We start from the raw sequence: 26731 nt of genomic DNA, 5'->3' as shown, positions 1-26731 counted from the left end.
CGCCGAAAGCCGGACACCGTATGTGCCGATCCCCGTTCAGTTCCGGACGGCCATTTGCTGCGTCGCTTTTTGAGTTCACTAAAATGAACAAATAAACCATACTCAGGTCATGGCCGAGTATGAGATCGACAACCGTGCCTATGCTGAAGGCGACCCCGAGCTGGCCGCCGCGCTGAAGGCGGCCCATGGTGCTGGCGCACGTCCGCACTGCCTGTGCCGGCCGTTCACCGCGAAACCGCCCATGGTGATCGAGCACCGCAAATCGGACGGCCAGGACGCGTATGTGCTGCGCCGAATGCCAGGACGGGGCCATCAGCATGCGCCCGCCTGCAAACACTATGAGGCGCCCGAGGCCCTGTCGGGCCGTTCCGATCATCTCGGTGGCGCGATCCGCACCGACGATGACGGGGCCCACCACAGGTTGCGCCTGGCTTTTCCACTGTCACACAAGGAGAAGGCCACTTCGACCGATGAGATCGTCAAGCCGGGTGATAAACCGCAGCCGCGCAAGAGCTACGAGCGCCTGTCGCTGCTCGGCTTCCTCCACCATGTACTGGAGACGGCCGAACTCAACAAGATGCACAAGGGGCTGCATGGCAAGCGCAGCTGGAACGTCATGCGTGGCCGCATTCTCGAGACGATGCGGGCTCAGGCGACCTCGCGCTATCGCGATCTTGCCGCCTTCAGCTTCGCGCCGCGCATCTTCAGTCCGGAACATAGGGACGAGCTGTTTCGTGACTGGCGAGCCATCGAGCGCAAGGCAGGGATCGAGAAGCGGTCGATCCTGCTGTTCGCCGAGTTGAAGGATATCGACGCGGGAGAGGCCCATGCTGGGAGGGCTGGTGACTGCCAGCTCACCTTCAAGCATCTGCCCCAGCGCCGCTTCGCCCTGAAACCTGACGTCCAGAAACCGTTTCTCGATGCGCTCGAACGCATCACGGGTCTGATGACCGGACCGCGTGGCGCAGGGCATGTCATCGCTTGCGCGGTCGTCACTGTCGGAGAAGGTGACGCCTTGTCGATCGCCGCCATCGCGATGACCGCCGCGACATCACATTGGATTCCGTTCGGGTCGATGGCGGAGTATCGGCTGCTTGCCGCCTGCGATGAACAGGACAGGTCGTATCTGAAGTGCCTCGATTACGGGCAGGATCAACCCGTGGCGTCGCTTCTTCTGACTGATACCGGCGACAGCGGCACGGCCGTCTTCCTGATCGATGAGCAGCCAACTGATACGCAAGCTCTGGCGATGAAGGCGCTCGAAGATAAAGGCATTCCGGTCTGGCGCTGCGACATGTCCGAGGGACGGCCAGCCTTGCCGCCAAGGGGATTGCAGACCCGCCCTCCCCCTGCGGATCGTCTGGAGCGGACTGCGCCATGATGCAGCCGATCGCCATTGCTGCTGTCATTAGCACCATGATCACGAGCGTCCTGCCGTGCCGGGCGCCAGACTTCCTCTCCATCCACTCCGTCGGTTCATGTCCCCCGCGAGACCGTGCAGCGGACGCCCATGCGTGTCTCGGTGCTGGATGGCCGCAGCTTCCGGGATACGGCAGGTGGTGAAACCTACCGGCTCTACGGGATCGAGACCTGCGAGGCTGGACAGTTCGCCGAGCTTGGAGCGCAGCGCTGGCCGTGCGGCGTCGTTCCTTTGGCCTAGCTGGTGACGGCAACGCTCAACAAATGGGTCGCCTGCAACGTTATCGTGGAAAAGGACGGCATGCGTCATGCGCGCTGCGCCAGCCATGAGGTCTCCGATATGGGGCAGGAATTGCTGCGCATCGGCGCTGCGGTGGTCGATGGAGCGGAAAGTGGACCCTTGATCGACGTCTACGGGGCGACGGAAGCCGAAGCGAAGCGCAATTATCGCGGCCTCTGGGGCTCGACCTTCGAAATGCCCTAGGCGTTCCGTCATCGACAAACATCACAAACGCCGCCGCAATGACAGCTCGCTGTCACGGACGGGGGACTTCTCTTCTGGCCAGAGATGATCTATCTGTTCATTATGTTGAACTTTTCCAGCATTGCCCGAGCCATCTGCCTGGTCCTGCCTGCTGGCGTCCTGATCGCCGGTTGCGCCGTGCCGCCCGATGCCTCGACATCATTGGTGACGCCCATTGTCATCCCTGCCCGCGACGCTCTCCATACACCGGACCAGCTTCGATCGGGACGCCTCGCATACGCGCCCGATCGCTCGACCTTCGCGCCTGTGTTGACCGAACGCTTCGCCTACCCGACGCAGCCGCAGGCCCAGAACGCCTTCCTGCGCTCGCAGTGGCCACAGGTCCTATTTCCGAAGGCGGGAAAAGGCCCTGATCTGACCGCAACCTTCACGGGGCCAACCTACCTTGCCGCCTCCGTTCGGCTCTTCGCCTGCAGGCCGGGCGCGCTCGACGGCCAGACCGGGCGCATGGTGCGGTACCGGGGTCCCGTCGTCCTCTGCGCCACTGAATTCCTCGACGAGGCTGGCACGCGTCTGTGGCGCGTGCCGATCAACTTCTACTACCATCAGAAGATGTGGCGCATGCAGGATCCGGCTCCGCCCACCGCCCCGGTGCCATGGCTCAACCGCGAACCGTCTCCGGCGCGATCCTGGAACCCTTTCGGGGATCGGACTTAAGCGCTGTCGATACTAAGCTTGCGGCCTTGCATCATGCCATGGCTGGCTGAGGTGCGAAGCGTGATGATGTCCTGGCAGGCCAGCAGAAGCGCCAGCACAGGGTCACCCTTGGCCACGCCGATGTAGCGCTCAGCCAGCGCCTTGACGGCCGCGTCGCAATCCATCCCCTCGGGCAGGAGAATCGTGAAGGCCTCGGCGTTGGTCGGTGGCTCACCGGTCATGGTGCTCGCTCTCTCAGGATGTACCGATCTGTGAACCGCCGGGCGGCACGATAGGCTGGGTCGCCGATGGTCCGGGTAAGCCACCACGCCACCACGAGCAAAACGACCATCGAGACGGCCCGTGCACCGCCAAAACCGAACTGCTGCACAAGGCCACTCAAGCCGATGGCAATCATGATCGGCGGGTGGATCAGATAGATGGCATAGGACCACGCCCCGAGGCGCTGTCCGATCCGTGCTGCAAATCGGTTGGCGAGCAGCACAGGCGACAAGCCGCTCCGCACCGTGATCCAGCTGGCGAATATGGCGACGCTGACGATGGCCACGCCGCTCAGCGGTCCCGTCATGATACGCGGCAAAAGCGCCATCACCGTCAGAAGCCCCACCAGCTCGATGACGCTCAAGGCGGGGACAATTCGTGGCCAGCGCCATGCGAAGCGCGAGCTCCATTCCCGCCCGATCCAGAACCCGAGCAGCAGGGCCTCGATCCGAAACGCCCAACCCAAGCTTGCCTGCCAGGGACGCTGCACGAACAGGCTGACGAACAGGATTATGATCGCAAGGGCCCGCAGAACGCGAACCGGGATCAGGAACAGCAGCGGCGCCACGAGATAGAACTGCATCTCGAGCGCAAGGGACCAGGTGTGGTGCAGCAGAGTGGCACTGCCGCACCCGGCCGCACCCGCGAAGCACCGCCCGAAATGTACGTTTGCCGTGAACGCCGCCGCACTCATGAGATCGGCCCAAGGCAAGAACGAGCGCGGCAAACCGATCGTAACAATGCCGGTGACGATCACCACAAACCACAAGAGCGGAGCGATCCGCCCAAGCCTTTGCAGATAGAAGGCCAGCACCGCGCGCCAATACGCCCCAGACCGCTCGTGGAGATCGTGCAGGGATTGCGCGATCACAAAGCCCGAAATCGCGAAGAACAGATCAACCCCGACCCCGAGCGCCGGGATCGCCAGCCAGGAGACCACGTGCCCTGTTTGGTCGAGAAAGAACGGCGCGTGGGACAGGCAGACCATGAGGGCTGCGATGCCGCGCAGGAGGTCGAGATTGACCAGCCGTTCACGCGTCCCCTGCCCGTCCGAAGCCCTCTGCGTGCTCGACATCATATGTTCATTATACTATACAGCTGAACCTATGTCAGGCCGTCGATCAACCCTCTCGGTCATGGTGGTTGGGCTCGCTTGTGGAGCGCAAACCCTCCTGTTCGCGCAGACCGCTGCACCATCAGACTGGCGCGATCTCATCTATGTGGATCTGCGGCTGCCGAATGAGGCGGTGCGCTCGCATGCCGAGATCTGGGCCGATAAGCTTGCCACGAATAACCAACACTATGCACGCGCCGGCGATACGCGCTTCGCTGCAGGGAACGCGCCAGCCGTCGCCTCAAGCTTCGTTGTCAGATCGCCAACCAGAGTGGCTGTTCTCTCGGTGTTCAACGCCGTTAGCGCCTGCAGAACAGTTCAGCGATTTGAGCGGCTGGCCGTGACCGTGAAGCGCTGCCCGATGCGGCTTGCGATCTACGACAACGGAATTGGCAGTGTGCTGGACGCTGGGACCGGCTGCTTCCTGGAATTCGGGGATCCCAAACGTGCCTTCACCTCTGATCGCGATGCTGGGTCTTACGCCACCTACGAGATGGCCACCCGCACCATCCGCACGGGCGTTGTGATCAGCGGGCAGGCCGTCAGGGGCTGCGATCTTGCCATCCCCATTCCGCCACGCGGCAGCTGACCAGGAGACCAGCCATGACAACATGCACGACAGCGCAAGCGGCTCATCTCTCAGACCACCATGCCCGGCAGGTCCCTTCCGTTGGCTTGGCAGCGTCCCGCAGGCGCTGGCCTACGGTTCAAGGCTGCCCGGGTGGCGCGCCTCACGGCGCGGCCTTGACCGCGGCCCGTCCGCCTGCGGCCGGGGCTGCCCAACCAGCCAATGGAAGGACCGCCGCCATGTGTTTCGCCGCTCTTGCCACCTGCGCCCTGCTCGCAGCCTTACCGCCACCTGCCAGTGCCCAGGCGCTTGATCTCGAGCGTGGCGATTACGTCATCAAAGACTTTCCCTGCAACGAAGCACCCTCCCCGGCCATTTTGAGCTTCGACGGGCGCCGGTTCGGAAACAAGGGTGTCCAGTGCACGCTGGAGGCAGCTGGCCGCTCGGGCGACAGTTACGCGGTGACCTGCATCGAGGGCATTGATGCGAGCACACGGGAAAACCAGAGATGGACCTACCAGCGGATTGATCGCAGAACCTTCTCCGTCAACGGCTCAATCTTTCGCTTTTGCCCGGTGCAGCGATGAGAAGCTGCGCAGTCGCTTTCGCCCTGAGTGTATGGACTGGCGTTACGACCGCTCCAGCAATCGCCAACAGCTTTACCAGCGATGCGCAATCGTGTGACCTTGGCCAGCGGACACGGCTGACTGACCTCTGCCCAAACGGGTTCGGGCTTCCGGCCTACGGCTCTACCGACGCCATCATGGCGCGAACCCCCAACATTGCCGGCATGATCGTTGATTCCGCCAACCGCTATGGCGTTGATCCGCGACTGGCGCTTGCAGTTTCTGCCCACGAAGGCGCTATGTCCGCCTGCGCGGGGTCATTCACCGGAGTTCAGGGTCCGATGCAGCTGACCCAGGCGACGGGTCGCGGCTACGGTATGGATCGCGGCATCCTCTCCGACAACATCAATGGTGGCATGCTCACTCTGCGTGATGCCATTCGGAGTTGCGGGGGCAATCAGAACATCCGCTGCCTGGCAGACCGCTACAATGGCAGCACCGAGACCCAACGGCAGAACTGGACGAATGACGTCAGGCGTCGCCTCGCTGGGCTCAACCAAGCTGGTCAAGCTGCCCCGACTGGCTGCGATGGTCAGGCCCAGTGCATCATGGGGCCGGGAGATTTCCCCACCGGCAGAACGCCATTCGCAGCAACTCCCCCTGCCCCTGCCCCCACCGATGTCATGGTGGGCGTGGGCCAGGTGTGAGCGGCAGTGATGATGGTGATGAACACCAGCAACGACGGCCCGAAGGAGGCTCATCCATGATGACAGCCGCAGATGTGACCCAAGGCATCGCAATCGTCATCACGGGCATCGCTCTCCTGATGACGGCCGCCCTCGCCTATCTCGCCTTGATGCGTTGGCTCATCCTCATCGTGCCGACCATCATCCTGGTTGGGTTCGCGTTCGATGTAGACATGCAGCTGCGGTTGACCGTGGTGCTGCTGGGGCTGTTGACGCTCCTGTATTTGCCGCCGCTCGTCATTGCTCGGGTCTGGCGGCGGAATTCGAACAGTCGCGCTGTGGAACTCAACACAGTGCGCTCACCTTCAACCGCCGAGATGGCGCACCAGGCGTTCGTCGATGACGAGGCTGGTGTCAGATCGCAATTGGCTATCAATGCCGCGCGCGACGCCCGTGAAGAACAGGATATCGAGACCCAGGCCCGCTTTCTGGAGCAGCAGGGTGCGGTCAGTCTATGGCGCCGCTAGAGGCAGATAACCCCAAAGTCCGATTGGAACCGGGGGGGCTGTTCGTAGCCCCCCCGCAGCTCAACCGCCGCTCTTCTCGAGCATCTTCGCCAGGGTCTTGCGGTTGCGCTTGTCACCCTTCGAGAATGAGGCCAGCTGCTCGGCATCGATGCCGATCTTCTCCAGATCCTTCTTCACGTTCTCCGGATCAAGCCCGAGCAACTCGATGAAGCTCATCTGCTGGCTGTCGGCGATGCGCTGCAACAGGCTGATGGTCGGGTTGCCCTCTCCCCGCATCAGCTTCCACAGCGTGCCCTTCGAAATTCCTGCGCTCTGGATGAAGGCGTCAAAGGTCTCGTGCCGCTTCGATATCTGATGCAGCCTGATCATGAGCCATAAGTGCATAAATCGCTCCCCGTCCCGCCCGAGGAGTTCCGCCATGTTCATGTCAATGATTCCAGCCTGAAATTCTCAGCCATTATAATGACCAACTTTATGCAGTGTCGATGAATTTTCACCGTTTGGCGCAGGAAGCGCTGTACCGTTAAGTCATTGAAAACACGTAATACACTGCGCTTTCAAATATCGTTGTGACGATTGATATGAAATTCAGCGGCAATCTGTGTCCGTTCAACAGCACAGCGTACCATTGCGACAAAGTTCATTATGATATACCAATAGACGATCGCTGGTGGATAAACTGCGGCGAGCCGTTTTGATGGAGACCATCATGAGCAGGTGTGTTCTCAGGTTGGTCGTTGGCGCTGCCATGAGCATGGGGTCGCTTGAGACAGCGAAAGCCCAGGATGCGGAGTTCGGCTGCAAGGTGCTGCTGTGCGCTGCCGCCAGCAATCCGTCCTGGCCCTCGATCGCCTACTGCGTGCCAGTGATGAACCAGCTTTACAGCATGATGCGCAGCATCCGATTCCGGTGGCCGGTCTGCACTGCGGCCAGAACCGGGGCGCCCGGATACGAGCCCTATCAGCCCTGCCCCGCTGGCTGGCAATTAGCCTCGAGCAACATTGATGGCGGCGACAACGGCGTGACCAATCTGAATGCTGAAGGCAACGGCGATCTATGCGCACGCCCCCTCCCCTCGCCACCAAACGGTCAGCAACCTCAAGCCACCACATCAAGCGGGGTGATACAGTGCTCCGGTGGTGGGGGTGACAACGGCAATTCAGGCGGTTCTGGTCACGGCTGTCTCGAGTACATCCAGCGCCCGCGAAATGAACGGCCGTACTTCTTTGACTTCCGCAATTCAGACGGCAACATGGCCCGTATCTGGTTCAATGTGCGCTGAATGTTTGGCGCCTCCTTGAGGTCCAACCGCTACACAGTGTGCGAGGTGTCAGTCTCGCGCGGACCTTCTGGGGTTCTCGTCATGAGCAAGGCAATCGGATCGACTCCCAGCGCTTTCGCCAACTTTTCAATGATATCGACCGTCGGTGAGCACTCTTCACGCTCGATCATGCCGGTGTAGTTGCGGTCAATCCCGGCTAGCGCAGACAGCTGTTCCTGCGTGAGGCTCCGATCACGCCGCAACATCCTCACATTCGTCGCGACCGTCTGCTTGAGCCCCATCCTCCGACAGACAGCCCAAACGCTCGACTGATCGACCTATTATAATAGGTAATCGTCATCCCGAAGTACAAAACACGACGCCGGCATATTGAACAGACATGATACTGCAATCTATTAATAAAATTCTGTATACACAGCACGGCTTGTCGCTTTGTAAGAATGACCAAGAGCATATCTACAAGATTTATGAGTGTAATAAGATTAAAAGGCGTTTGGTCATTCAAACCGGCGATAACGTGTTCAGCTGGGGGCTGAGTATGAAGTTCGACCGAGTCAACGAGCAAACGACGTATTCCGAAAAAGAGATCGACCATCTTGCCTGTGCCTACGTGATAGCCCTCGGCTATGAAGGGGCAATCATGATGTTCGAAGGGCTGCTCTCGGGAAGCGAACAATCCACTGTTGAGCCTGATGATGCACTCGCCATTCTATGCCGCCGCGTTCTCGATGCTATCAACGACGAGGCGGCGACGATCACGCGGATTCTCGACCGGATGCTGCCAGCTTTGCTGGCCGGTGAAAACGATGCGCTCGCGGATGAATTCGCTTGTCGTCCCAATCTCATCGACAGGCACATTGGCGGGCGCGTCCAGCAACGGCGTGTTCAACTTGGTTGGTCAACGGCTGAGCTCGCAGAACGACTTGCTGTCACCACCGCATTGGTAGCTGCCATGGAACGAGGCTCCCAGCGGATAGACGCGGTTATGCTCGACCGCGCCAGTCAGTGTTTGGGTGTACCCAAAGAGCTGTTCTTTCAGAGATAATCTTTGATGACGACGGCACATGTTCGTACGCGGCGTTCCGAGGACACCTTTCTTTGACGCGGTTTGAGCGGGCACTGTGATGATCCGATTGGAGCGTCGTTTTGTGTCCAGACTTGACCATAGACTTGAGCCGCCAGCCGAGGTTCGCCGCTTCGAGGTTGTACCCTGTCAGCACCACTGAGACAGATCGGGTGATCTCGGCAATGGAGGTTTTCTGGTCCATCGTCACGCCAAGGAGCGACGATGAGACAGAAGTAGACGACGCCCGCCAGTTCGGCGGAAGAGGCGATCAAGGACATCCGGCGCGCCACGCGGCGGCACTGGTCGGCTGAGGACAAGATCCGGATCGTGCTGGAAGGCCTTCGTGGGGAGGAGAGCATCTCCGAGCGGTGTTGTCACAGTAACTCGACCTGAAACCGGTTCGGGTTACGGGGCGGCATGATTGCCAAGTCCGTCAGCTACAAGCGCCACCGCTTCCCGCCCGAGATCATCGCCCGTGCTGTATGGCTGTATTTCCGCTTTCCGTTGAGCCTGCGGTTGGTCGAGGAGATGCTGCTCGAGCGGGGCATCGTCGTCTCCTACGAAACGATCCGGCGCTGGGCGAGGACGTTCGGCCCTGACTATGCGAAGCGCTTCGGCGAAAGCCGGCCCGTTCGGACGATATCTGGCATCTCGACGAGGTCGTGATAACGATCGCCGGCAGGAAGCACTGGCTGTGGCGGGCGGTCGATCAGGATGGCTATGTGCTCGACGAAATCGTCCAGGCCCGCCGCAATACCAAGGCCGCCAGGCGGCTTCTCACCCGCCTGTTGCAGAAGCAGGGCCTGAAGCCCAGGCGCATGATCACCGACAAGCTCGGCTCCTGCGGCGCGGCAAAGAAGCAGGTCATGCCCGGCGTGGAGCACCGTTCGCACAAGGGCTTGAACAACCGGGCCGGGAACAGTCACGTCCCTTTTCGAAAGCGGGAACGGATCCTGCAGCATTTTCGATCGGCGGGAGCCCTGCAGCGTTTCGTCTCCGTCTTTTCCGCTGTCCGCAATCTCTTCGTCCCGCCCCGCGCGAGCCGCTCCGCTCCCGGCATCCACCTCCACCGGCTCCATGCCCTCGCTCAGTGGAATTCTGTCGCCATCGCTGCTTGATTGCCGGAACAAACCGCACTGAGCGGCCCCACAGAGTTAATGTGACAACGCCCGCCGGGGTGGTCGCAAGCGCTTCGGCAACCTGATCCTGACCCGCTACAGGCTGGCACAGGCGCTGCGCCGCCATTGACCGTGTCGCCTCCTCGACGAACTCCCGGATCACGCCGGCATCGGCTATGATCTCGGTTCCGACCTCGCGCTCGCGCCGATAAAGGTCGAGGCAGTCGGCGCGGAAGGCCTCGTCAGGCCAATGCCCTTCCTCCTCGTGGATGGCGCTCAGGCGCTGGGTGACGTCGGTAAGGGTCTGGAGCGGGCCGGGCGGACCCTTTCGGAAACTACTTCGGCCGGGCATGGTAAGCGTGCTTCTCTTGAGATTGGCTTCGCGCATGGAGCGTTTACTCTCCCTGCCAGCATGCGCGATGCGTCGGGTGTGCGGCTTGATCTGCATCGGGCAATCGTCCCGCCGCCGTCACGCCAGCGGCGGCGATCAGCGAGCCCACAAGCCTCAGCCTTCATCTAGCGCACGCAGCGCTGCCTCGACCTGGGTATAGCCCGTCGCGTCCAGAAGCTCGGCATGGCTCAACCGGGGCGGGCCAGCTTCTTCCGCCGCAATTGCGGCCAGCGCGGCGCGTGCCGCATGCCCGGCCGCACCGATCAGCGCGATCGGATAGGCTGCCATGGCGAAGCCGAGCGCCTCGAGCCGGGCACGCGGCAAGATTGGACTGAGACCACCCTCGAGCACGTTAGCGAGCGTGGGCGATGACACGGCCTGGTTCGACTCCGCCATCTCGCGCTCGTCATGTGGGCTCTCCATGAACAGCAGTTCCGCCCCCTCCGCCTCGAAGGCTTGCATGCGCCAGATCGCCTCCTCCAGCCCGGCGATGTTGCGGGCATCGGTGCGCGCCAGGATCAACACGCGCCCGGCGCTCTGTTCCGCTGCGCGCACCGCAGTCCGAACGCGCAACACGGCTTCGGTCCGGTCCACGATCTGCTTGCCCGCCAGATGTCCGCAGCGCTTGGGCGAAAGCTGGTCCTCGATCATCACTGCAGCCACGCCTGCGGCATCCATGGACTGCACGGTCCGCCGGACGTTCATCGAGCCGCCATGGCCCGTGTCGCCATCCGCGAGGACGGGCACACCCGCCGACGCTGCCACGACCCTGGCCGCCTCGACCATTTCGCCTTGCGTCGCGAGGCCGATGTCGGGAAAGCCGAAGCGCGACGCCACCAGTGCGTAACCGCCCATGAACATCGCTTCATATCCCGCCTGCGCTGCAAGCCGCGCCGACAGCCCGTCATAAGGGCAGGGCAGGGCGAGGATTCCTGTGCCTCGCCGCAGCCGCGCGCGCAGGACCTCCGCCATGCGCGGCGGGGCAGGCTCTCCCGGAAGTCGCTCCCGTATGATTGGCAAGGTCATGGCGTCCCTCCGGTCGTTTCGATCTGCGCAGGCGCCGCGCAGTCATAGATGAACGGCGTAAGGCGGCCGAGTACCGCTTCGTTGCGACGATCCATCATCATCAGATGCGTGTGGCCCGGCAGTCCGTCCGCGCTGAGCTCAAGCATGGTGGCCCCCGGCGCGCGCTCGACGAACCGGCGGATTCGTGCGGTCAGCGCCTCCCACAAGGGCGTTGCATCAAGATTGTCCCCCATCACGATCAGAGTGGCGGGCAGGGTCTCCACATCTTCCGGCAGGGCCGACGGTTCGAGCGCCATCACCCCACGCACGAGGTCTGGCCGGGCCGCCGCGACCGCGAAGGCCTGTTCAGCGCCCTGGCTGTGGCACATCACCGTACAGGGGCCGATCCGCATGATCGCGGCTTTCAGCGCCGCCGTCGCCGCCGGCCCGTTAGTGGTCCAACGCGGCACAAAGGAGGCGGCGAGCGTCTCCAGCGCCGAAGCGGGGAAACGCTGCCCGGGAAAGGCGCGGCGATCCTTGAAACCCTCTGCCGGGCCGATCCGGAACAGGGACCAAGCCTCCTCGAGGCTGCGCTGAACCGGTTCGCCATCCCAGATCCCGTCCAGCGCGCACCATCCGGCGCGACCACGCTCGACCGCGTCGATCACATAGACTGCAAAGCCCTGCCGCAGAAGAATCTGGACGAAGCCTGCGCGGCCGTCCGGCGTGGTCTCCCAGACGGCACCTGTCATGCCGCCACCATGCACCAGCACGACAGGCAGCGCGCAGCGCAGGATGGCCGGGCGATACCATTGCACATATGCCGCCTCGATCCGGTAGGCGCCGTTCGGGTCGACCCGGTGCCGCGTCGTGCGGGTGAAGGCGATGTCGCGAGGCTCGCGCCCGCGGATCTCGACGAGTCGTCCACCGACGTGGAAGCTGCCGAAGTCCGCGAGCGCGATCGGGGTGGGCTCTTGCGTCACTTCAGCCGGTTCAGGTTATTGTATTCATCATAGATGGCACTGAATGCGCGGTAGGACTCAAGCGCCTTCTTGAACAGGGGATCGCGCGCGGCTTCCTCGTCCATGACCTCCGTCGACGCCTTTTCCAGCGCAGCGAGCACCGTGTCCGGCAAGCGTCCGACCTTGACGCCATCTTTCTGGAAGGCCTCGAGCGCCGGTTTCTGGATGACGGAGGCGCGGGTGATCGCCCAAAGGCTCGTCGCTTTGCACGCCTCCTCAACGGCCAGCCGCTGGCCCGGCGTAAACTTGTCCCAGACTCCCTTGTTGATCAGGAACTCGATGAAGCCGGACGGCTGGTGCCAGCCAGGGAAGTAGTAGTTCTTGGCGACGCGGCTGAAGCCGGCCTTCTGGTCGATGGCGGGATAGCTGAGCTCAGTCGCGTCGATCTTGCCGGTCTCAAGCGCGAGGTAGACCTCCGATGCCGGGACGGCTGTGGGCGTAGCGCCGACCTTGGCGAGGATCTTGCCGCCCAGGCCACCGATGCGGAACTTCAGACCCTTCATGTCGTCCAGCGACTTGATTTCCTTGCGGAACCAGCCAGCTGCCTCGGAGATGATGGTGCCGCATGGCATCGGCACGACGTTGTCCTTGGCGTAGATCTCCTGCCAGATCGCAAGCCCGCCGCCCTCGTAGATCCAGGCGAGGTATTTGATGGCATCAGGGCCGAATGGGATCGAGCCGAACAGGTTCGCGGCCGGGTACTTGCCGGCCCAGTAGCCCGCATAGCTCCAGCCCGAATCAATCGAGCCATTGCCCACATTGCCCAGCACCTCGAAGGGCGGCGACAGCTTGCCGGCGTCGTAGGCCTTGAACTTGACCTGTCCCGCCGTGGCGTTGTCGACATTGCGAATGAAGTAGTCGATCGATTCCGACAGCACGGGGAACCCGCCGGGGAAGGTCGACTGGAGGCTGAGTTCGCGCGCCCCCGCTGCGCCGGCGCTGGCCATGAGCGCTACGCCCGCGATGGCGCCGAGCAGCCGCTTGCCGATGCGGCCGGAGCCGGCCCGTGTTGGTGTGGTCGTTCTGGTCATTGTCTCCTCCTTGCCCATGGGGCGTTGGCAGTGTCTTTGGTCGCCCGGTCTTGAAGCCGGGTGTTCGGGAAGGCCGTGCCCGCAAGCCGGCGGGCAGGGCGGCTCACCATCGCCATGTCACGAGGCCTGGAACGAGGGCCACGATCAGGACGACGAGGATCTGCAGCGCGATGAAAGGCGCGACCCCGCGGTAGATGTCCGCGTTGGACAGCAGCTCGGAGGCTGTGCTGCGCAGGTAGAACAGCGTGAAGCCGAAGGGCGGCGTGAGGAACGAGGACTGCAGGTTTACCGCCACCAGGATCGCGAACCAGGCCAGTCGCTCATTGCCGACCAGGCCGTTTCCGAAATCGAGCCCGGCGATCACGGGCCCGACCAGCGGCATCAGGATGAGGCTGATCTCGAGCCAGTCGAGCACGAAACCCAGCACGAAGATCGCCGCAAGGATCACGCCAAGGATGCCCCATGGTCCGCCGCCCAGGCCGGTCAGGGCTTGCTCGATCATGGTTTCGCCGCCGATGCCGCGGAAGACCGCGCTGAAGCAGGTCGCCCCGATGATGACGAACATCACGAGCCCAGTGGTCCGCGCAGTGTCGAGGCAGGCCTTGACCAGCAGCGGCAGCGACAGGCGCCCTTGCAGGCTGGCCACCAGGATGGCGCCGGCCGCGCCCAGCCCACTTGCCTCGGTCGGAGTGGCGAAGCCGCCGATGATGGAGCCGAGCACGCACAGGATCAGCAGCGCGACCGGCGCGATGCCCCCCAGCATCTCGGCGAGCCTGAGGTCGGCCCTGTCGGCGGAAGGCGGCGCGGCGCCGGGATCGGCGAAGGCGCGGCCGGCGATCCAGAGCCCGTAAACTGCGACCAGCAGGAAGCCCGGCAGCATCGCGCCCTGGAAGAGGTCTCCGACCGGCACGGGCAGCTGGTCGGCCAGCACGATCAGCATGATCGATGGCGGGATCAGGATCGCAAGGGTTCCCGAGGAGCCGACCACCCCGGCGGCGAAGCTGCGATCGTAGCCGGCCTTCACCATCTGCGGCAGCGCCAGGGTCGACAGGAGCACGACCGAGGCGCCGACGATCCCGGAGGTGGCCGCGAGCATTACGCCGACCGCCAGCACCGAGAGCGCCAACCCGCCCGGCAGCGACCGCAGCATGCGTCCCATCTGGTCGAGCATGCGTTCGGCCACGCCCGTCCGTTCGAGGATGAAGCCCATGAAGATGAACATCGGCACCGCGACCAGCAGCCAGTTGGCCAGCGCATTGGCGTATATTCGGCTGATCATCAGATTGAAGAAGGCGGCCGGCAGGTCCGACAGCAGGATGAACAGCGCCGATGTGCCGGCCAGAGCCAGCGCCACCGGATAGCCGAGGAGGATCGCCGCCAGCAGCGTGAACGACATTGCCAACGGCATGGCATGGGCCGACAAGGCGCTCACCGTCGCCGCCCCGCGCTCAGAAGGGTTGCGATGCGCCGAAGGATGTCGATCGCTAGCGCCAGCGCCAGAAGCCCCAGGCCGAGCGGCAGCAGCCCCTTGACGAGGAACCGATCAGCCAGCCCGCCATCGACCGAACCCTCGCCGGACAGGCGCGAGCGCTCCATGAAGGTCCAGGCCGGCCCGACCGCCAGCACGAGGAAGGGGATGGCGAGCAGGCCATGACCGCCCAGGTTGACCACGCTGCGCCGGCGCGGCGAAAGCCGCTCGTAGAGCACGTCGACGCGCACATGCCGGTCGCTGAGCACCAGCGCGGGGATCGCCAGCATCGTCATCAACGCGCTAAGGTGCCATTGCAGGTCGATCAGACTGTTCTGCGTTATCGCCCGGCCCAGCAACGGCACCGGCTCCGCGAAGCGCATGACCGCCTCGATCCTCAGCAGGCTGGCGATGACGCCCAGCACCACGGCAGCGATCAGGAGAGGCGTCGCGAGCGCAGCGATGCCAATGAGAAGCGAGCCAAGCCGGCTCCCCAACCGCTGCGCGACTGCAAGGGCGCCTGTTGCCGGCGGCTCCGCGTCCACGCGATGATCCTGGGGCAGGCCCATGGATTTCGTGTCTCCAGCCTGTAAGATGAGGGTTCTGCATGCCCTCTCTGGAGAGCATGTTCATCCCAAACGGGACGAATATCAAGAGCAAATTGGCGACAGCCATGTACGCGGGCGAAAGCATTGGATCAGGCAGGAAATCGCGAACCAGCAGATGTCAGCATGGAGAGGGCCGGCTCGCTGCGCCTGATCGGCCTTATCGATACCGTCGCGATCTCTACGGCCTACAAGCTTGCTTTCATCACGAATTTCTATCGTGAACCCCTCTTACGGCGCATCGAGCGTGATCACGGGTTGACGCGTCCGGAGTGGACGATCCTGATCTGTCTCGCCTACAGCAGCCCGCTGAACCCGCGCGATATCACGACCTTCACCGAGCAGCCGCGCAACAACATCAGCCGCGGCACAGCGCTGCTGGCGTCAAAGGGGCTGATCAGCCAGGAGCCTGACCCGGATGACGCGCGCCGGGCGCTGCTCTCGCTGACCCCGGCCGGCCGCGCTCTGCATGATGCAGTAATGGCGCTGTTCGTCGAGCGCGAGACGGATGTGCTGGTCTGCCTCGATGACGCCGAAAGGTGCGACCTCAACCGGCTTCTCACCAAGGTCGCGCTGAACCTGCCACTCGACCTGCGGTGATCGACTTCTTCTTTTCTGTCGTTTCAAGCTGACCCACCACCATCGGCTCGCTGGGGTTGTGTCTCACTCGGCCAGCCTATCAGTGGCGTTGCCATGTCTGGCCGCGATGTTGAGTGGTCGTTCTGGCGCAGCAGGAGGCTGGGGCTGGGAACAGAGCGTCTAAGCCCTCCACGCAGATCACCAACCACTCGAATGGCGTTGTCACATTAACTCTGTGGTGCCGCTCAGAACGGTTTGTTCGGGCAATCAAGCAGCGATGGCGACAGAATTCCACTGAGCGAGGGCATGGAGCCGGTGGAGGTGGATGCCGGGAGCGGAGCGGCTCGCGCGGGGCGGGACGAAGAGATTGCGGACGGCGGAAAAGACGGAGACGAAACGCTGCAGGGCTCCCGCCGATCGAAAATGCTGCAGGATCCGTTCCCGCTTTCGAAAAGGGACGTGACTGTTCCCGGCCCGGTTGTTCAAGCCCTTGTGCGAACGGTGCTCCACGCCGGGCATGACCTGCTTCTTTGCCGCGCCGCAGGAGCCGAGCTTGTCGGTGATCATGCGCCTGGGCTTCAGGCCCTGCTTCTGCAACAGGCGGGTGAGAAGCCGCCTGGCGGCCTTGGTATTGCGGCGGGCCTGGACGATTTCGTCGAGCACATAGCCATCCTGATCGACCGCCCGCCACAGCCAGTGCTTCCTGCCGGCGATCGTTATCACGACCTCGTCGAGATGCCAGATATCGTCCGAACGGGCCGGCTTTCGCCGAAGCGCTTCGCATAGTCAGGGCCGAACGTCCTCGCCCAGCGCCGGATCGTTTCGTAGGAGACGACGATGCCCCGCTCGAGCAGCATCTCCTCGACCAACCGCAGGCTCAACGGAAAGCGGAAATACAGCCATACAGCACGGGCGATGATCTCGGGCGGGAAGCGGTGGCGCTTGTAGCTGACGGACTTGGCAATCATGCCGCACCGCAACCAGAACCGGTTTCAGGTCGAGTTAATGTGACAACACCCCGGGCACGCCCCCCCCCCCGCAGGATGAAGAGATCGGACAGGACGTCGATCACGTCGATGGACCTGAGCTGCCGGTCGATCCGGATCGCCAGGCATTCATGGGTGAACTCGTCGATCAGGTTGAGTATCCGGTATTTCTTCCCCTCATGGGTCCGGTCCTCGACGAAGTCGTAGGACCAGACATGATTGGGGTATTCCGCTCGCAGCCGCATGCAGGAACCATCGGCCAGCCAGAGCCGCCCCTTCTTTGGCTGCTTTGCCGGAACCTTCAGCCCCTCGCGCCGCCAGATGCGTTCGACCCGCTTGTCGTTCACCACCCAGCCGGCGGTCGAACGCAAAAGCTCCGCGATCTTCCGATAGCCATACCGGCCATACTGGCGAACCAGTTCGGTCATGTCCTTGATGAGCGCTTCTTCATCGTCAGGCCCCTTGGGGCGTCGGCGCTGCGTCGAACGATGCTGCCCGAGCACGCGGCAAACCCGCCGCTCGGACAACTTCAGTTCAGACCGGATATGGTCGATGCAGGCGCGACGCCGCGCGGGGCTCAGAAGTTTCCCCTTGCCGCCTCCGCCAGGATCATCTTGTCCAGCGTCAGATCGGAGACGGCACGACGGAGCCGGGCATTCTCTGCCTCAAGTTCCTTCATCCGCTTGACCTGATCAGACTTCAGCCCGCCGAACTCCTGCCGCCAGCGGTAATACGTGACCTCGGTCACGCCGATAGCGCGGACAGCATCCGCAACGGATTTGCCCTGCGAGACCAGGACGTCGACTTGCCGCAGCTTCGCGACGATCTCTTCAGGTTTATGACGTTTTCTCGGCATGGATCGGATCCTCCTCGTTGCCATAAGACATACTTCAAGGTGGACCAATTCATTGGGGGTGGATCACACGGCGTTCTGGTGGGGAAAGAAAACCAGAGCGTATCATCGGCAAAGCTGAATCCCAGAGCTGCCTCGCGTCAACACCAAATTCGGCTTCCGGGTGACTCGGAGTATAACATTCCAACCGGACCACTCAATGTGCCCCGATCAGTCTTTGATGAGGGAAACTTGACTCTGTGTGGCCAAAATGAGATCAATTTGGGGCTGTTCACGTAAGGGGGATTGCATGCTTAATATCGTTCCAGTTCGGGTTTCGCTCGCCAATCAGGATTTAACCGCGCTTCTCACTGAGCTGAAAGAAGCAGTTGCCGTCAACGAGCTTGCTGGTTGTGGTTGTGGTTGTGCTGATACGCCGGCAGTTGATACGCCGGAAGTTGATACGCCGGAAGTTGATGCGCCGGCAGATGTTTACACCGTCTCTGCCTCTGGCAAAGTTACATTCAGCGGATACCTGACTGGGTGGGATTACAATTCTAGAACTAACACATCATATTGTACATACACTGATTTTGCTACTGGGTATGTTTTCGGTCTTACTTATCCAGGTAATTACTGTCCAGCCGGTCAGATTAATTATTGAAATGGTATCTGCTTGGTGAAAGGACTCGCAAAATGGCATTCAGCATTGGCCCCAACCTTAGAAACCTGCTCATATCAGCAGCAGGCGATAACAAGACCTTCGGGGGCGACAGCGCAAATGTGTTCCCGTCGATTATCTGGAGCTTGGGAGGCGAGATTAAGAATAAGAACGGAGAAATACTTAAAAAAATCGGACCAAAATACTCGCTGGGCTGGATCAAATCTTCAGATATTTCTAGATTTATAAGCATCCCCGACGAAGAATTCATTTTTATTGCATTTAGGCCAAGTGGCGAAGATGCTGAAAGAGAAAGGGGTATACTAGAATACGCTGATGGCGAAATTAGGATGTGGCAGTAGGGGGTCAGAACAAGAGCTGCTCGAAATCAAACGCTTAGTCTTACTGAGTCAGAAAGTCGCGGTCTTGCGGAGCTTCGCGCTGACGTCTGATTTGATAGCGTGCCGCTCGGTAATTGAGGAATCGAGCGGCAATGGACATCTGGACAGTCGAGAGTGAAACGGCGTTCGACGGCTATGTCGAGGCCCTAAGAGCCTGTCGCCCAATAGGTGTTTTTTTAGGTTCACCGCGCTCCAGCGCGCCATGACGGCGTAGAGAAGCGGGTTCTTGCGGCTCATTGAGGCGGGTTTTCGGCCATTCTGGCGGTTCTAACCTGCGTTTTCTGTTCGGCGGACGGACTCCCGGTGCAGTTTTCGAAGGTTGTGAACGGCGGCCTGGAGCTGCCACTCGCCGCGGCAGAGCTCAAGCCCGCGCATGCTGAAGCGACCGGCATCCTGGCGATCCTTCATCTGTCCGAACACCGGCTCGACGCTGGCTCCCCGTTGACGGTAGAGCCCACGGCCGCGCCTGGTCCGCAGCTTGCGATCCATACGCTCGCGCGCGGTCATTGACTTCGGCATCCGCCCCCGCGGCGATGGTGCCTCCCGCAAGGCAGCTCGCTGCTTGTGATCCTTCTGGGTTGCAATGAACAGTTCGCATTCCCCGGTCTGGCTTTCGGCATTCGCCTCCGACCAGTACCCGGCATCCGCCTCCGACCAGTACCCGGCATCCGCAACCGCCGCGCCGAGAACCGCTTCCTCGCCCGGCACTGCTTCGGCATTGGCCTGTGCCTGGTCAAGCATGCCGGTGAGTTGGCGCACATCGTTGGCCTCGGTGGTGACGTCAGCGGCCAGGATGATCTGCCCGGTCGTCACCACTGCCTGCGCGTTGTAGCCCTGCACGGTAAGCGGTTAGCTGAGGGCGTTTGACCTGAAGTTCCAGGGCATGAGGGCGTCGATTTTGGATGCGGGCCATCCTTGGGCGATATGCGCGAGGGTTTGCGACAGCCAGTCGAGAGGATCGACATTGTTCATCCTGGCGGTTTGCAGAAGCGTTCCCAGTGTAGCCCAGGTCCTGCCACCGCCTTCACTTCCGGCAAAGAGGCTGTTCTTTCGCGTAATGGTTTGGGGCCTGATGGCCCGTTCGACGATGTTGGAGTCGATTTCAATGCGACCGTCGGAGAGGAACCGTTCGAGTGCTTCACGGCGGGCGAGCGCATAGCGGATTGCTTCCGCCGTCTTGGACTTGCCGGAGACCTTGCCGAGCTCCCGTTCCCAAAGATCGAAGAGGCGCGCGACGACAGGCGCAGACTTTTCCTGCCGGAGCTTCGCGCGGGTGTCTGCATTCCGGCCGCGCACGTCATCTTCGACCCTCCACAGCTCGGTCATGGCCATGACGCTGTCCGTGGCAGCCTGCGAGACGCCGCTGATGTGCAGATCGTAGAACCTGCGCCTGAGATGCGCCCAACATCCGGCAAGCCTCATCGTTTCTGTGCTGCCGGTTTTGGCCTGGCTTTTGGCCTGGCTTTTGGCCTGGCTCTTGGCCTGGCTCTTGGCAAGGCTGCTATAGGCCACGTATCCATCGACCTGCAGGATGCCGTTGTACCCGGACAGATGACGGGCCACACATTCAGCGCCTCTGCCGTCTTCGAAGCGATAGGCCACCATTGGCGGACTGGTGCCGCCATAGGGGCGATCATCGCGCGCGTAGGCCCATAACCAGGCCTTGGTTGCTTTCCCCGATCCGGGAGCCAGAGTGGGCAAGCTCGTTTCGTCGGCAAAGATCCGCTCACCCTCCTTGATCTTTTCGAGGATGTAATCGGCCAGTATCTGCAGTTCAAACCCAAGATGGCCCATCCATTGGGCCATCAGGGATCGGCTGATCTCGACCCCGTCGCGCAGGTAGATCGCCTCCTGACGGTAAAGCGGAAGACCGTCGGCATATTTGGAGACCGCGATAAAGGCGAGCAGCCGTTCCGTTGGCAATCCGGCTTCGATGATGTGTGCCGGTGCGAGCGCCTGGATCACGCCGTCATGGCCACGGAAGGCATATTTGGGACGGCGCGTCACGATGACCCTGAACTTCGGCGGAATGACATCGAGCCGTTCGGAACGGTCTTCGCTGATCAGCACCTTCTCCAGGCCCTCATATCCAGCGGGGAGTTCCGGCTCGATGACCTCCTCGATGCGCTCAAGATGCGCAGCAAAGCCTTTGCGCGGGCGTGGAGCGCGTTTCGGCTTGTCCCTGGCGCCCCGGTCGAGTTCGCTCTGGACGCTCGAAAGGCCGGTCTCCACCTCCTCGAAGGCAAAGGCAATCTGCTCGTCGTCGAGGACCCCAGGACCACCGGCGCGGAGCCGTTCAGAGCGCTTGCCATGTTGCGCGCGCTGCAAGACCTTCATGATCAGCGTCAGGTTGGCAATCCGCTCGTTGGCGCTCTGTTCGATCGCCTCCAGCCGGGCGATTTCAGCCTCCGCGGCTCTTAATCGAACATCCCCTTGCGCCTGCGCACGCGCCAGGGCGAGCACCATCGCCTTGAGCGCATCCACGTCGTCCGGCAAGGTGTTCAGGGGTAAATCCATGGGTGCAAATAGAGCACAAAACCGCTCACTTTCCCAATGATTACAGCAGCATGATTCATCTTGCCGCAGATCGACATCATCCCGTCAGCAAGGGTCGCCGCACCTTTGTCGGACGGATCTTCTTCCAGTCCATCCCGGCCAGAAGAGCCATCAGCTGCGAATGGTCCAGGCGAATGCGAGCCGCCGATAGGGCAGGCCAGCAAAAGCCTTGCTCCTCAAGCGTCTTCGAATAGAGACAAACGCCGCTGCCATCCCACCACACGATCCGAACACGGTCCGCACGTTTCGACCGAAACACGTAAAGCGCGCCGTTGAACGGGTCGAGGCCGCCATCCCGGACAAGCACCATCAGGGATGCGGCACCTTTACGAAAGTCGACGGGCTGGCACGACACGTAAACGACGACACCCAGGCCAATCATGCTTTGCGCACCGCCCTCAGTATCACGGTCAGATGATCCGCATCGATGTCGCCGCCAACGCGGACAACCGTATCCCGAATGACAATCTCCACAGCCCAGTTGCCAGCCGCCTCGACGCGCGCAAACTTCACCTCATCGTGCGCAACGGGCATGGCTTTGACCGCCCCGGATGCCCGGGCCTGTCGCCGCCATCCATAAAGCTGCGAAGGGTCAACCCCGGCAGAACGCGCAATCGCCGAAACATTCGCACCAGGCAACAGCGTCTGGGAAATCAGTCGTGCCTTCTCGTCGACCGACCAATCACGTAGCCTGCGCCTCGTCCGCACCGGCGCTGCCGTCAAAACCTCAAAAACTCGATCTTGATTCATACTCTCGCTCATAGGATTCCCCACATGATTCACCGGGAAAATGAGCGATCAGAACACCAAAAGATACGTGGGGTTGCCTACACGCTTACGGTTCATCCCCACGGGCGTGGGGAACACAACAGCGTTCACGCGATGATGTGCCCACAAGCCGGTTCATCCCCACGGGCGTGGGGAACACGGCACATCACCTACGCCGCGACGGATGGGCACCGGTTCATCCCCACGGGCGTGGGGAACACCGGCATCTGTGGAACTGGGCGCACCTGAAGGTCGGTTCATCCCCACGGGCGTGGGGAATGCCATTGGCGATCTGGACGCCGAGGCCCTGCTTACGGTTCATCCCCACGGGCGTGGGGAACACGGTTATGCCAAGATTAGTCGCGCCGCCGGGGTCGGTTCATCCCCACGGGCGTGGGGAACACGGGTTGTGTCTGACATGTCGATTGACGAGTTTCGGTTCATCCCCACGGGCGTGGGGAACACACGGGCGTCCAGCGGCTTGCGGCGGCGCGTGTCGGTTCATCCCCACGGGCGTGGGGAACACCTTGGCGGGCTCTTGCACGATACCCTGATGCGCGGTTCATCCCCACGGGCGTGGGGAACACAGGGGGGCAGGGGGGGGTGCAATCTCTGGCAACGGTTCATCCCCACGGGCGTGGGGAACACATTGAGCGCCAAGCGCCTGATAAAGTCTTCACCGGTTCATCCCCACGGGCGTGGGGAACACGCGCGACGCTATAGGACGTGACGCGCTCGCCTCGGTTCATCCCCACGGGCGTGGGGAACACGCCCAGCCATTGGTGCATGCGGTTGTCACGGGCGGTTCATCCCCACGGGCGTGGGGAACACGTTTCCGTCAATCATCATCACAAATCTTCCTTCGGTTCATCCCCACGGGCGTGGGGAACACGCACCATAACTGCAATTCTTTTTGCATTATCACGTCCAAAATAGTCCAATGATTCCAGCGTATCGACCCGACTTATTTCTGCCTTCAGACGTTCTGACATGAAAGACACAACCTTCGCCATCCTCCAGCAAAGGAAGGCAAAGTGCTTTCATTCCCTCGCGCTCCCACAACACATCGAGCGCTGCCGCCTGTGTTTCGATCGCCGGCTCATAACATCCACGACCACTGACACGCCGCGCGCTGACGCTAAGTTCTGACAGCGCCCAAGCTTGTCGCAGATCAGGCGTCATTGCGTAGGGAATGAGCCTACCCTCGCTGATTCGCGCCAGCCTCAGCGTCGTGCGGTTGTCGCTCAGGCGGGTTGGCGTCCGGATGTCGGTCTGCCACAGCCCGCTGTGTGGCGCGTAGCCGTCTTCCAGGTTCAGCAGATTGAGCGAAGCATGGCCCCGGTTTGCCATATCCTTGCCAGATGTCCTGATCACCGATGGAGCAAGGCCTTCCGGCACGTCCGTAATTTCATCGGCATAGACCTGCTCGACCAGAGGGCGCATGTCTTCCGGTACCTTGATGCAATCGCTGCCAAACAGCAGACGCGCCGTGCGCCACAACCGCGCGTGGTCGGGGTAGACAAATTGACCGGCGGGAAACAGCGCGCCATACCAATCTGCGAGCGCATCCGGCACGGCTTGGGGTGAAAGCACGGCCAAGGTCGGCTGCCCCCAGCCACGCTCCTGCCGGCCTGTATGACGCCAGACCCGCCCCATGCGCTGCAGCAGAAGATCGATGGGGGCGAGATCGCTGACCATGAGATCGAAGTCGACATCCAGCGATTGCTCTATCACCTGGGTCGCCACCAGCACGCGGCCGCGCCGATCCTCGGGCAGCGAGGATTTGCCGAAGCGCGCCATCGCCGCCTGCTCGATGGCGATGCGGTTGCACATGGCGAAGCGGGCATGAAACAGCTCCGCCTCGATGCCCTGCGCCGTCAGACGCTGCCACGCCGCGATCGCGTCATCGACCGTGTTGCACAGCCGCGCCACGGCCGCGCCTGCCGTGCAGCCTCGACCACCAGCGCATCGGCAGCGGCGTGATCGGGCAAGCGCCTGATGGCCACCTCCCGCACGAGGTCGGCGCGCGGCATCAACCGTGTCTGCCGCGCGCCTGTTGGGCCCAGCACGGTCGCCAGCGGATAACTGGCCTCTCCTTGGCTCACGGCAGGCAACTTGCGGGCATCGCCCCAAGCCTTCGTGAGCCGCCCCGGATGAGTGACGGCAATGTCGCCGACAGCACGATCACCGGCGCATTCATGCTACCCTGATAGCTGATCAGCCGCTCGATCTCCTTCTGCATATAGGCGTCATAGGCATGCGCCTCGTCGATGATGAGCACGCGGCGGCGCAGGCCCAGTTGCCGCACCGCGCAATGCTTCACCGGCAGCATGCCGAGCAGCGCCTGATCAATCGTGCCGACGCCGACATCGGCCAGAAACGTCTTGCGCCGGTCATCCGCTAGCCACCGCGCGCAGGCCACTTCCGAGGCGTCCGCATCATCCTCGCTGGCAGTGATCGGGACCACATTTGGCACCAGGCGTTCGAGGCCAATGCTGCTGCGGAATTGTTCGTCAAGATCACGCGCGCCATGGGCCAGAATCAGGCTTGGCGACGCATCCGGCATGAACAGGCGACGGTAAATGCGTACCATCCGGCCATAAAGCGCATTGGCCGTCGCCATTGTCGGCAGCGCTACATACAGCCCGCCCGCGCGGCCGGCCTGCATGAGACGGTGCGCGAGAATCAACGCAGCCTCAGTCTTTCCCGAGCCCATCATGTCCTCAAGGATGAAGAGCCCGGCACCCTCGTCGAGCGAGAGCTCCGCCGCCCAGCTTTGCGCATCGGTCAACGCAAAGTCGCCGCGCGTCACGGCGTCGGTTGCCGGCATCTGCGAGACCGGCGCGCCACGAAGGCCCGCGGCCGCAACCGCCTGCCTCGCCCGCTTCTGCGCCAGTGTCCAGTAATCTGCAGCACCGAGTTCCGCTGTCGTGTAGGGAAAGCAGGTCTGGCTCGAGCCGATCCAATCCGCCAGCGCCACCAGCCCCGCCAGCCGCCAGGACAGGGTGGCGGCCTGTCCTTTCCCTAGCCTTGGCAGTTCAGGATGGCCGAACAGGGCAAGCACTTCATCCATGAATGCCCGCGCGGCGTCCGCTGATGGGCCATCGCGTCTGCCGTCACGTTCGGCCAGAATAGTCGCGTCGACCAGTGGCCGCCCGTGATGCCCAAGGACAGGCTGCAGCAACGCCCATCTTTCGTCGCTGTGAAGATGTGGCAGCAAGGCGTCGCACTGCCGCTTGAGGTAGCGGTCACAGCCCAAGTAGGCGATCCCGGTCGCGCCATGGTCGATGCCAGTATTCGTCAGCAACGGTATCAGTTCAGAAGGGGCCTGTTCCGGCGCCTTGGCCTGGAAAGCCGGGGCGAATTTGCCGATGTCGTGCAGGGCAACCAAGATAGCCAATGCCCCACGCGCCGTCGGCCAATCACCTTGGAACGCGCGTTCCAGCGCCCGAGCTTCGTCCGGCCAGGCGTCAAGAAGCTCAAGAAACACGGCCGCGACATCAAGCCCATGCCAGGCGACAGGGTGAAATGGGCAAGGAATGGCCATACTGGCAGACGACCTCGCATCCGGTTGCGGCTGCGCCTTGCCCCAGAAACGCCGGAAATCGACATGGCAAAACTTTGATTTTGGTATGTCGCTTAGCATGAATGTCCAGCCTGTCAGTCGAATGAAGCAGAAACGGCATCGAGGTCCAAGGCCATCGAGACAGGTACTGTCAACTTGCCGACCGGCGGCCACGCGAAGACGGGGCGCTTTCCCCTGCGTTACGCAGCGATACCCGGTTCAGCGATCTCGCGCCACGCCATAATCGTCTCAGCTCGCAGCGCTTGATCGTCGGATGACGACATGGCTTGGCGGGGACAATTGTGGAGGTTGGCGATCGGATCTTGGATAAAGACGAGGCGCTTCAGGTGTCGGGCGGATGTGAACCGCTTGATGATCCTCTTGCGCCGCCGCGTCGGCAGATGCGAATTCTCCGCCCGGTTGTTGAGGCCCTTGTGCTGGCGATGTTCGAAGGTCATGCCCATCCCGGTCCGGGCAGCGCCATAGGAACCGAGCTTGTCGGTGACCATCACCCGCGGTGCGCGGGATTGCTTTCGTATCAACTTGCGCAAGAGCTTCTCCACTGCGAGCTTCTCCGCTGCGCACCGACCCTCGCGGCCCTGAACCAGGGCGTCGAGAACCAGGCCGCCACAAGCCATCAGCATCGACGGCGCGAACATGGCACTGCATCTTGCCGTTGATCGAGATCACGACTTCGTCGAGATGCCACTTGTCGCAGAACTGCGGGGCGCGCCGACGGATCTTGTTGGCGTATATCCGTCCGAATGTCTCCGCCCGGCACCGCACGGTTTCGTGCCTGATTCATGGCTGACGACGATCCCGCTTGCCCCCAGCAGGTCCTCGACCATCCGCAGGCTGAGTGGACAACGGACAAAGAGCCAGACAGCCTGCTCGATGACGTCCGCCGGGAACCGATCGCCACGATCAATGGATTCCGCACTCGTCATCATCGCGCTCAAATAGCCGATGTTCGTCGACACTTCGGCAACCTGATGGTGTGGACGGCTCCCCCCGGCGGCATCGCGATGTGCCATGTTGGGGAATGTTGTCGCC

At 62.2% G+C, this 26731-nt stretch carries 29 protein-coding genes, 4 pseudogenes and 1 CRISPR repeat array; of the genes and pseudogenes, 14 read left to right on the top strand and 19 right to left on the bottom strand.

All coding sequences use genetic code 11. The features are described from left to right. The first annotated feature begins 109 nt into the window (after positions 1-109). From HEQ16_01510 to HEQ16_01495, 4 genes are all read left to right on the top strand, one after another. Positions 110-1381, top strand: coding sequence for a DUF1173 domain-containing protein (locus HEQ16_01510; GenBank protein ID MCO4052741.1), 1272 nt, complete (start codon positions 110-112; stop codon positions 1379-1381). Between the two features lie 114 nt (positions 1382-1495). Continuing rightward, the gene (locus HEQ16_01505; protein ID MCO4052740.1) at positions 1496-1660 is read left to right on the top strand and encodes a hypothetical protein; all 165 of its coding nucleotides are present in this window, start codon (positions 1496-1498) and stop codon (positions 1658-1660) included. Positions 1661-1720: 60 nt separating this feature from the next. After that, positions 1721-1903, top strand: coding sequence for a hypothetical protein (locus HEQ16_01500; GenBank protein ID MCO4052739.1), 183 nt, complete (start codon positions 1721-1723; stop codon positions 1901-1903). Between the two features lie 102 nt (positions 1904-2005). Further along, positions 2006-2620, top strand: coding sequence for a hypothetical protein (locus HEQ16_01495; protein MCO4052738.1), 615 nt, complete (start codon positions 2006-2008; stop codon positions 2618-2620). On the opposite strand, the gene HEQ16_01490 is transcribed toward HEQ16_01495, so the two are convergent. Further along, the gene (locus tag HEQ16_01490; GenBank protein ID MCO4052737.1) at positions 2617-2841 is read right to left on the bottom strand and encodes a hypothetical protein; all 225 of its coding nucleotides are present in this window, start codon (positions 2839-2841) and stop codon (positions 2617-2619) included. The genes HEQ16_01495 and HEQ16_01490 overlap by 4 nt on opposite strands. Beyond that, positions 2838-3959, bottom strand: a complete 1122-nt coding sequence (locus HEQ16_01485) for an acyltransferase (GenBank protein ID MCO4052736.1) — start codon at positions 3957-3959, stop codon at positions 2838-2840. Before HEQ16_01485 ends, HEQ16_01490 begins: the two co-directional genes overlap by 4 nt. Positions 3960-3987: 28 nt before the next feature. Between HEQ16_01485 and HEQ16_01480 the strand changes: the two genes are divergently transcribed. The 4 genes from HEQ16_01480 (at position 3988) to HEQ16_01465 (ending at position 6342) form a co-directional block, all read left to right on the top strand. Further along, the gene (locus HEQ16_01480; protein ID MCO4052735.1) at positions 3988-4584 is read left to right on the top strand and encodes a hypothetical protein; all 597 of its coding nucleotides are present in this window, start codon (positions 3988-3990) and stop codon (positions 4582-4584) included. A 218-nt stretch (positions 4585-4802) separates the two neighbouring features. Continuing rightward, a complete protein-coding gene (locus HEQ16_01475; protein MCO4052734.1) occupies positions 4803-5150 on the top strand; it encodes a hypothetical protein in 348 nt (115 codons plus the stop codon). A 176-nt stretch (positions 5151-5326) separates the two neighbouring features. Further along, positions 5327-5836 carry a transglycosylase SLT domain-containing protein gene (locus HEQ16_01470; protein MCO4052733.1) on the top strand — a complete coding sequence of 170 codons (510 nt, stop codon included), beginning with the start codon at positions 5327-5329 and terminating at the stop codon, positions 5834-5836. Between the two features lie 56 nt (positions 5837-5892). Further along, positions 5893-6342 carry a hypothetical protein gene (locus tag HEQ16_01465; GenBank protein MCO4052732.1) on the top strand — a complete coding sequence of 150 codons (450 nt, stop codon included), beginning with the start codon at positions 5893-5895 and terminating at the stop codon, positions 6340-6342. Between the two features lie 60 nt (positions 6343-6402). On the opposite strand, the gene HEQ16_01460 is transcribed toward HEQ16_01465, so the two are convergent. Next, complete coding sequence (locus HEQ16_01460; GenBank protein ID MCO4052731.1) at positions 6403-6726, bottom strand: hypothetical protein; 324 nt, start codon at positions 6724-6726, stop codon at positions 6403-6405. A 313-nt stretch (positions 6727-7039) separates the two neighbouring features. On the opposite strand from HEQ16_01460, the gene HEQ16_01455 reads away from it, so the two are divergent. Then, the gene (locus HEQ16_01455) at positions 7040-7624 is read left to right on the top strand and encodes a hypothetical protein (GenBank protein MCO4052730.1); all 585 of its coding nucleotides are present in this window, start codon (positions 7040-7042) and stop codon (positions 7622-7624) included. Between the two features lie 29 nt (positions 7625-7653). On the opposite strand, the gene HEQ16_01450 is transcribed toward HEQ16_01455, so the two are convergent. Continuing rightward, positions 7654-7905 (bottom strand): helix-turn-helix transcriptional regulator, encoded by a 252-nt coding sequence (locus HEQ16_01450; GenBank protein ID MCO4052729.1) that lies wholly within the window; start codon positions 7903-7905, stop codon positions 7654-7656. A 98-nt stretch (positions 7906-8003) separates the two neighbouring features. Between HEQ16_01450 and HEQ16_01445 the strand changes: the two genes are divergently transcribed. Both HEQ16_01445 and HEQ16_01440 read left to right on the top strand, forming a co-directional pair. Continuing rightward, entirely contained in the window at positions 8004-8669 is a 666-nt protein-coding gene (locus HEQ16_01445) for a helix-turn-helix transcriptional regulator (GenBank protein ID MCO4052728.1), read from the top strand. Between the two features lie 438 nt (positions 8670-9107). Next, positions 9108-9808: pseudogene (locus tag HEQ16_01440) on the top strand (IS6 family transposase). Positions 9809-10313: 505 nt separating this feature from the next. Here the strand turns inward: HEQ16_01440 and HEQ16_01435 are convergent. From HEQ16_01435 to HEQ16_01415, 5 genes are all read right to left on the bottom strand, one after another. Then, entirely contained in the window at positions 10314-11225 is a 912-nt protein-coding gene (locus tag HEQ16_01435; GenBank protein ID MCO4052727.1) for an isocitrate lyase/PEP mutase family protein, read from the bottom strand. Beyond that, positions 11222-12187, bottom strand: coding sequence for an alpha/beta fold hydrolase (locus HEQ16_01430; protein ID MCO4052726.1), 966 nt, complete (start codon positions 12185-12187; stop codon positions 11222-11224). The genes HEQ16_01435 and HEQ16_01430 overlap by 4 nt, the downstream gene beginning before the upstream one ends. Beyond that, the gene (locus HEQ16_01425; protein ID MCO4052725.1) at positions 12184-13257 is read right to left on the bottom strand and encodes a TRAP transporter substrate-binding protein; all 1074 of its coding nucleotides are present in this window, start codon (positions 13255-13257) and stop codon (positions 12184-12186) included. Before HEQ16_01425 ends, HEQ16_01430 begins: the two co-directional genes overlap by 4 nt. Before the next feature lie 103 nt (positions 13258-13360). Next, a complete protein-coding gene (locus HEQ16_01420) occupies positions 13361-14653 on the bottom strand; it encodes a TRAP transporter large permease subunit (GenBank protein ID MCO4052724.1) in 1293 nt (430 codons plus the stop codon). Between the two features lie 32 nt (positions 14654-14685). Further along, on the bottom strand, positions 14686-15294 hold the full coding sequence (locus HEQ16_01415; protein MCO4052723.1) for a TRAP transporter small permease subunit: 609 nt from the start codon (positions 15292-15294) through the stop codon (positions 14686-14688). Positions 15295-15456: 162 nt separating this feature from the next. On the opposite strand from HEQ16_01415, the gene HEQ16_01410 reads away from it, so the two are divergent. Next, complete coding sequence (locus HEQ16_01410) at positions 15457-15930, top strand: MarR family transcriptional regulator (protein MCO4052722.1); 474 nt, start codon at positions 15457-15459, stop codon at positions 15928-15930. A 246-nt stretch (positions 15931-16176) separates the two neighbouring features. Here HEQ16_01410 and HEQ16_01405 read toward each other — a convergent pair. Both HEQ16_01405 and HEQ16_01400 read right to left on the bottom strand, forming a co-directional pair. Continuing rightward, positions 16177-16877 (bottom strand): annotated as a pseudogene (locus HEQ16_01405) (IS6 family transposase). A gap of 71 nt (positions 16878-16948) precedes the next feature. Further along, positions 16949-17751: pseudogene (locus HEQ16_01400) on the bottom strand (IS3 family transposase). 286 nt (positions 17752-18037) lie between these two features. Between HEQ16_01400 and HEQ16_01395 the strand changes: the two are divergent. Together HEQ16_01395 and HEQ16_01390 are read left to right on the top strand one after the other, a co-directional pair. Then, a complete protein-coding gene (locus HEQ16_01395) occupies positions 18038-18391 on the top strand; it encodes a hypothetical protein (GenBank protein MCO4052721.1) in 354 nt (117 codons plus the stop codon). A gap of 32 nt (positions 18392-18423) precedes the next feature. Then, entirely contained in the window at positions 18424-18750 is a 327-nt protein-coding gene (locus HEQ16_01390) for a hypothetical protein (protein MCO4052720.1), read from the top strand. A 306-nt stretch (positions 18751-19056) separates the two neighbouring features. Here the strand turns inward: HEQ16_01390 and HEQ16_01385 are convergent, their stop codons facing one another. The 8 genes and pseudogenes from HEQ16_01385 to HEQ16_01350 all read right to left on the bottom strand — a co-directional run bounded on the left by HEQ16_01385 (position 19057) and on the right by HEQ16_01350 (position 26625). Beyond that, the gene (locus tag HEQ16_01385; GenBank protein MCO4052719.1) at positions 19057-19629 is read right to left on the bottom strand and encodes a transposase; all 573 of its coding nucleotides are present in this window, start codon (positions 19627-19629) and stop codon (positions 19057-19059) included. Positions 19630-19638: 9 nt separating this feature from the next. Continuing rightward, positions 19639-21306 carry an IS66 family transposase gene (locus HEQ16_01380; GenBank protein ID MCO4052718.1) on the bottom strand — a complete coding sequence of 556 codons (1668 nt, stop codon included), beginning with the start codon at positions 21304-21306 and terminating at the stop codon, positions 19639-19641. Positions 21307-21382: 76 nt separating this feature from the next. Continuing rightward, positions 21383-21727 carry an IS66 family insertion sequence element accessory protein TnpB gene (gene tnpB, locus HEQ16_01375; protein MCO4052717.1) on the bottom strand — a complete coding sequence of 115 codons (345 nt, stop codon included), beginning with the start codon at positions 21725-21727 and terminating at the stop codon, positions 21383-21385. Beyond that, a complete protein-coding gene (locus HEQ16_01370; protein ID MCO4052716.1) occupies positions 21724-22107 on the bottom strand; it encodes a transposase in 384 nt (127 codons plus the stop codon). Before HEQ16_01370 ends, tnpB begins: the two co-directional genes overlap by 4 nt. A gap of 76 nt (positions 22108-22183) precedes the next feature. After that, positions 22184-23007: direct repeats of the CRISPR family, unit length 29 nt; unit sequence CGGTTCATCCCCACGGGCGTGGGGAACAC. A 27-nt stretch (positions 23008-23034) separates the two neighbouring features. Next, entirely contained in the window at positions 23035-24045 is a 1011-nt protein-coding gene (cas3, locus tag HEQ16_01365; protein ID MCO4052715.1) for a CRISPR-associated helicase Cas3', read from the bottom strand. Beyond that, complete coding sequence (locus tag HEQ16_01360; protein MCO4052714.1) at positions 23991-24218, bottom strand: hypothetical protein; 228 nt, start codon at positions 24216-24218, stop codon at positions 23991-23993. Before HEQ16_01360 ends, cas3 begins: the two co-directional genes overlap by 55 nt. After that, positions 24215-25759, bottom strand: coding sequence for a CRISPR-associated endonuclease Cas3'' (locus HEQ16_01355; protein MCO4052713.1), 1545 nt, complete (start codon positions 25757-25759; stop codon positions 24215-24217). The genes HEQ16_01360 and HEQ16_01355 overlap by 4 nt, the downstream gene beginning before the upstream one ends. A gap of 119 nt (positions 25760-25878) precedes the next feature. Next, positions 25879-26625 (bottom strand): annotated as a pseudogene (locus HEQ16_01350) (IS6 family transposase). Between the last annotated feature and the right edge of the window lie 106 nt (positions 26626-26731).

The organism is Bosea sp. (in: a-proteobacteria), assembly GCA_023910605.1.
GTDB lineage: Bacteria > Pseudomonadota > Alphaproteobacteria > Rhizobiales > Beijerinckiaceae > Allobosea.
The sequence above is the reverse complement of the archived record's forward strand: the minus strand, read 5'-3'. Positions and strand labels throughout refer to the sequence as shown.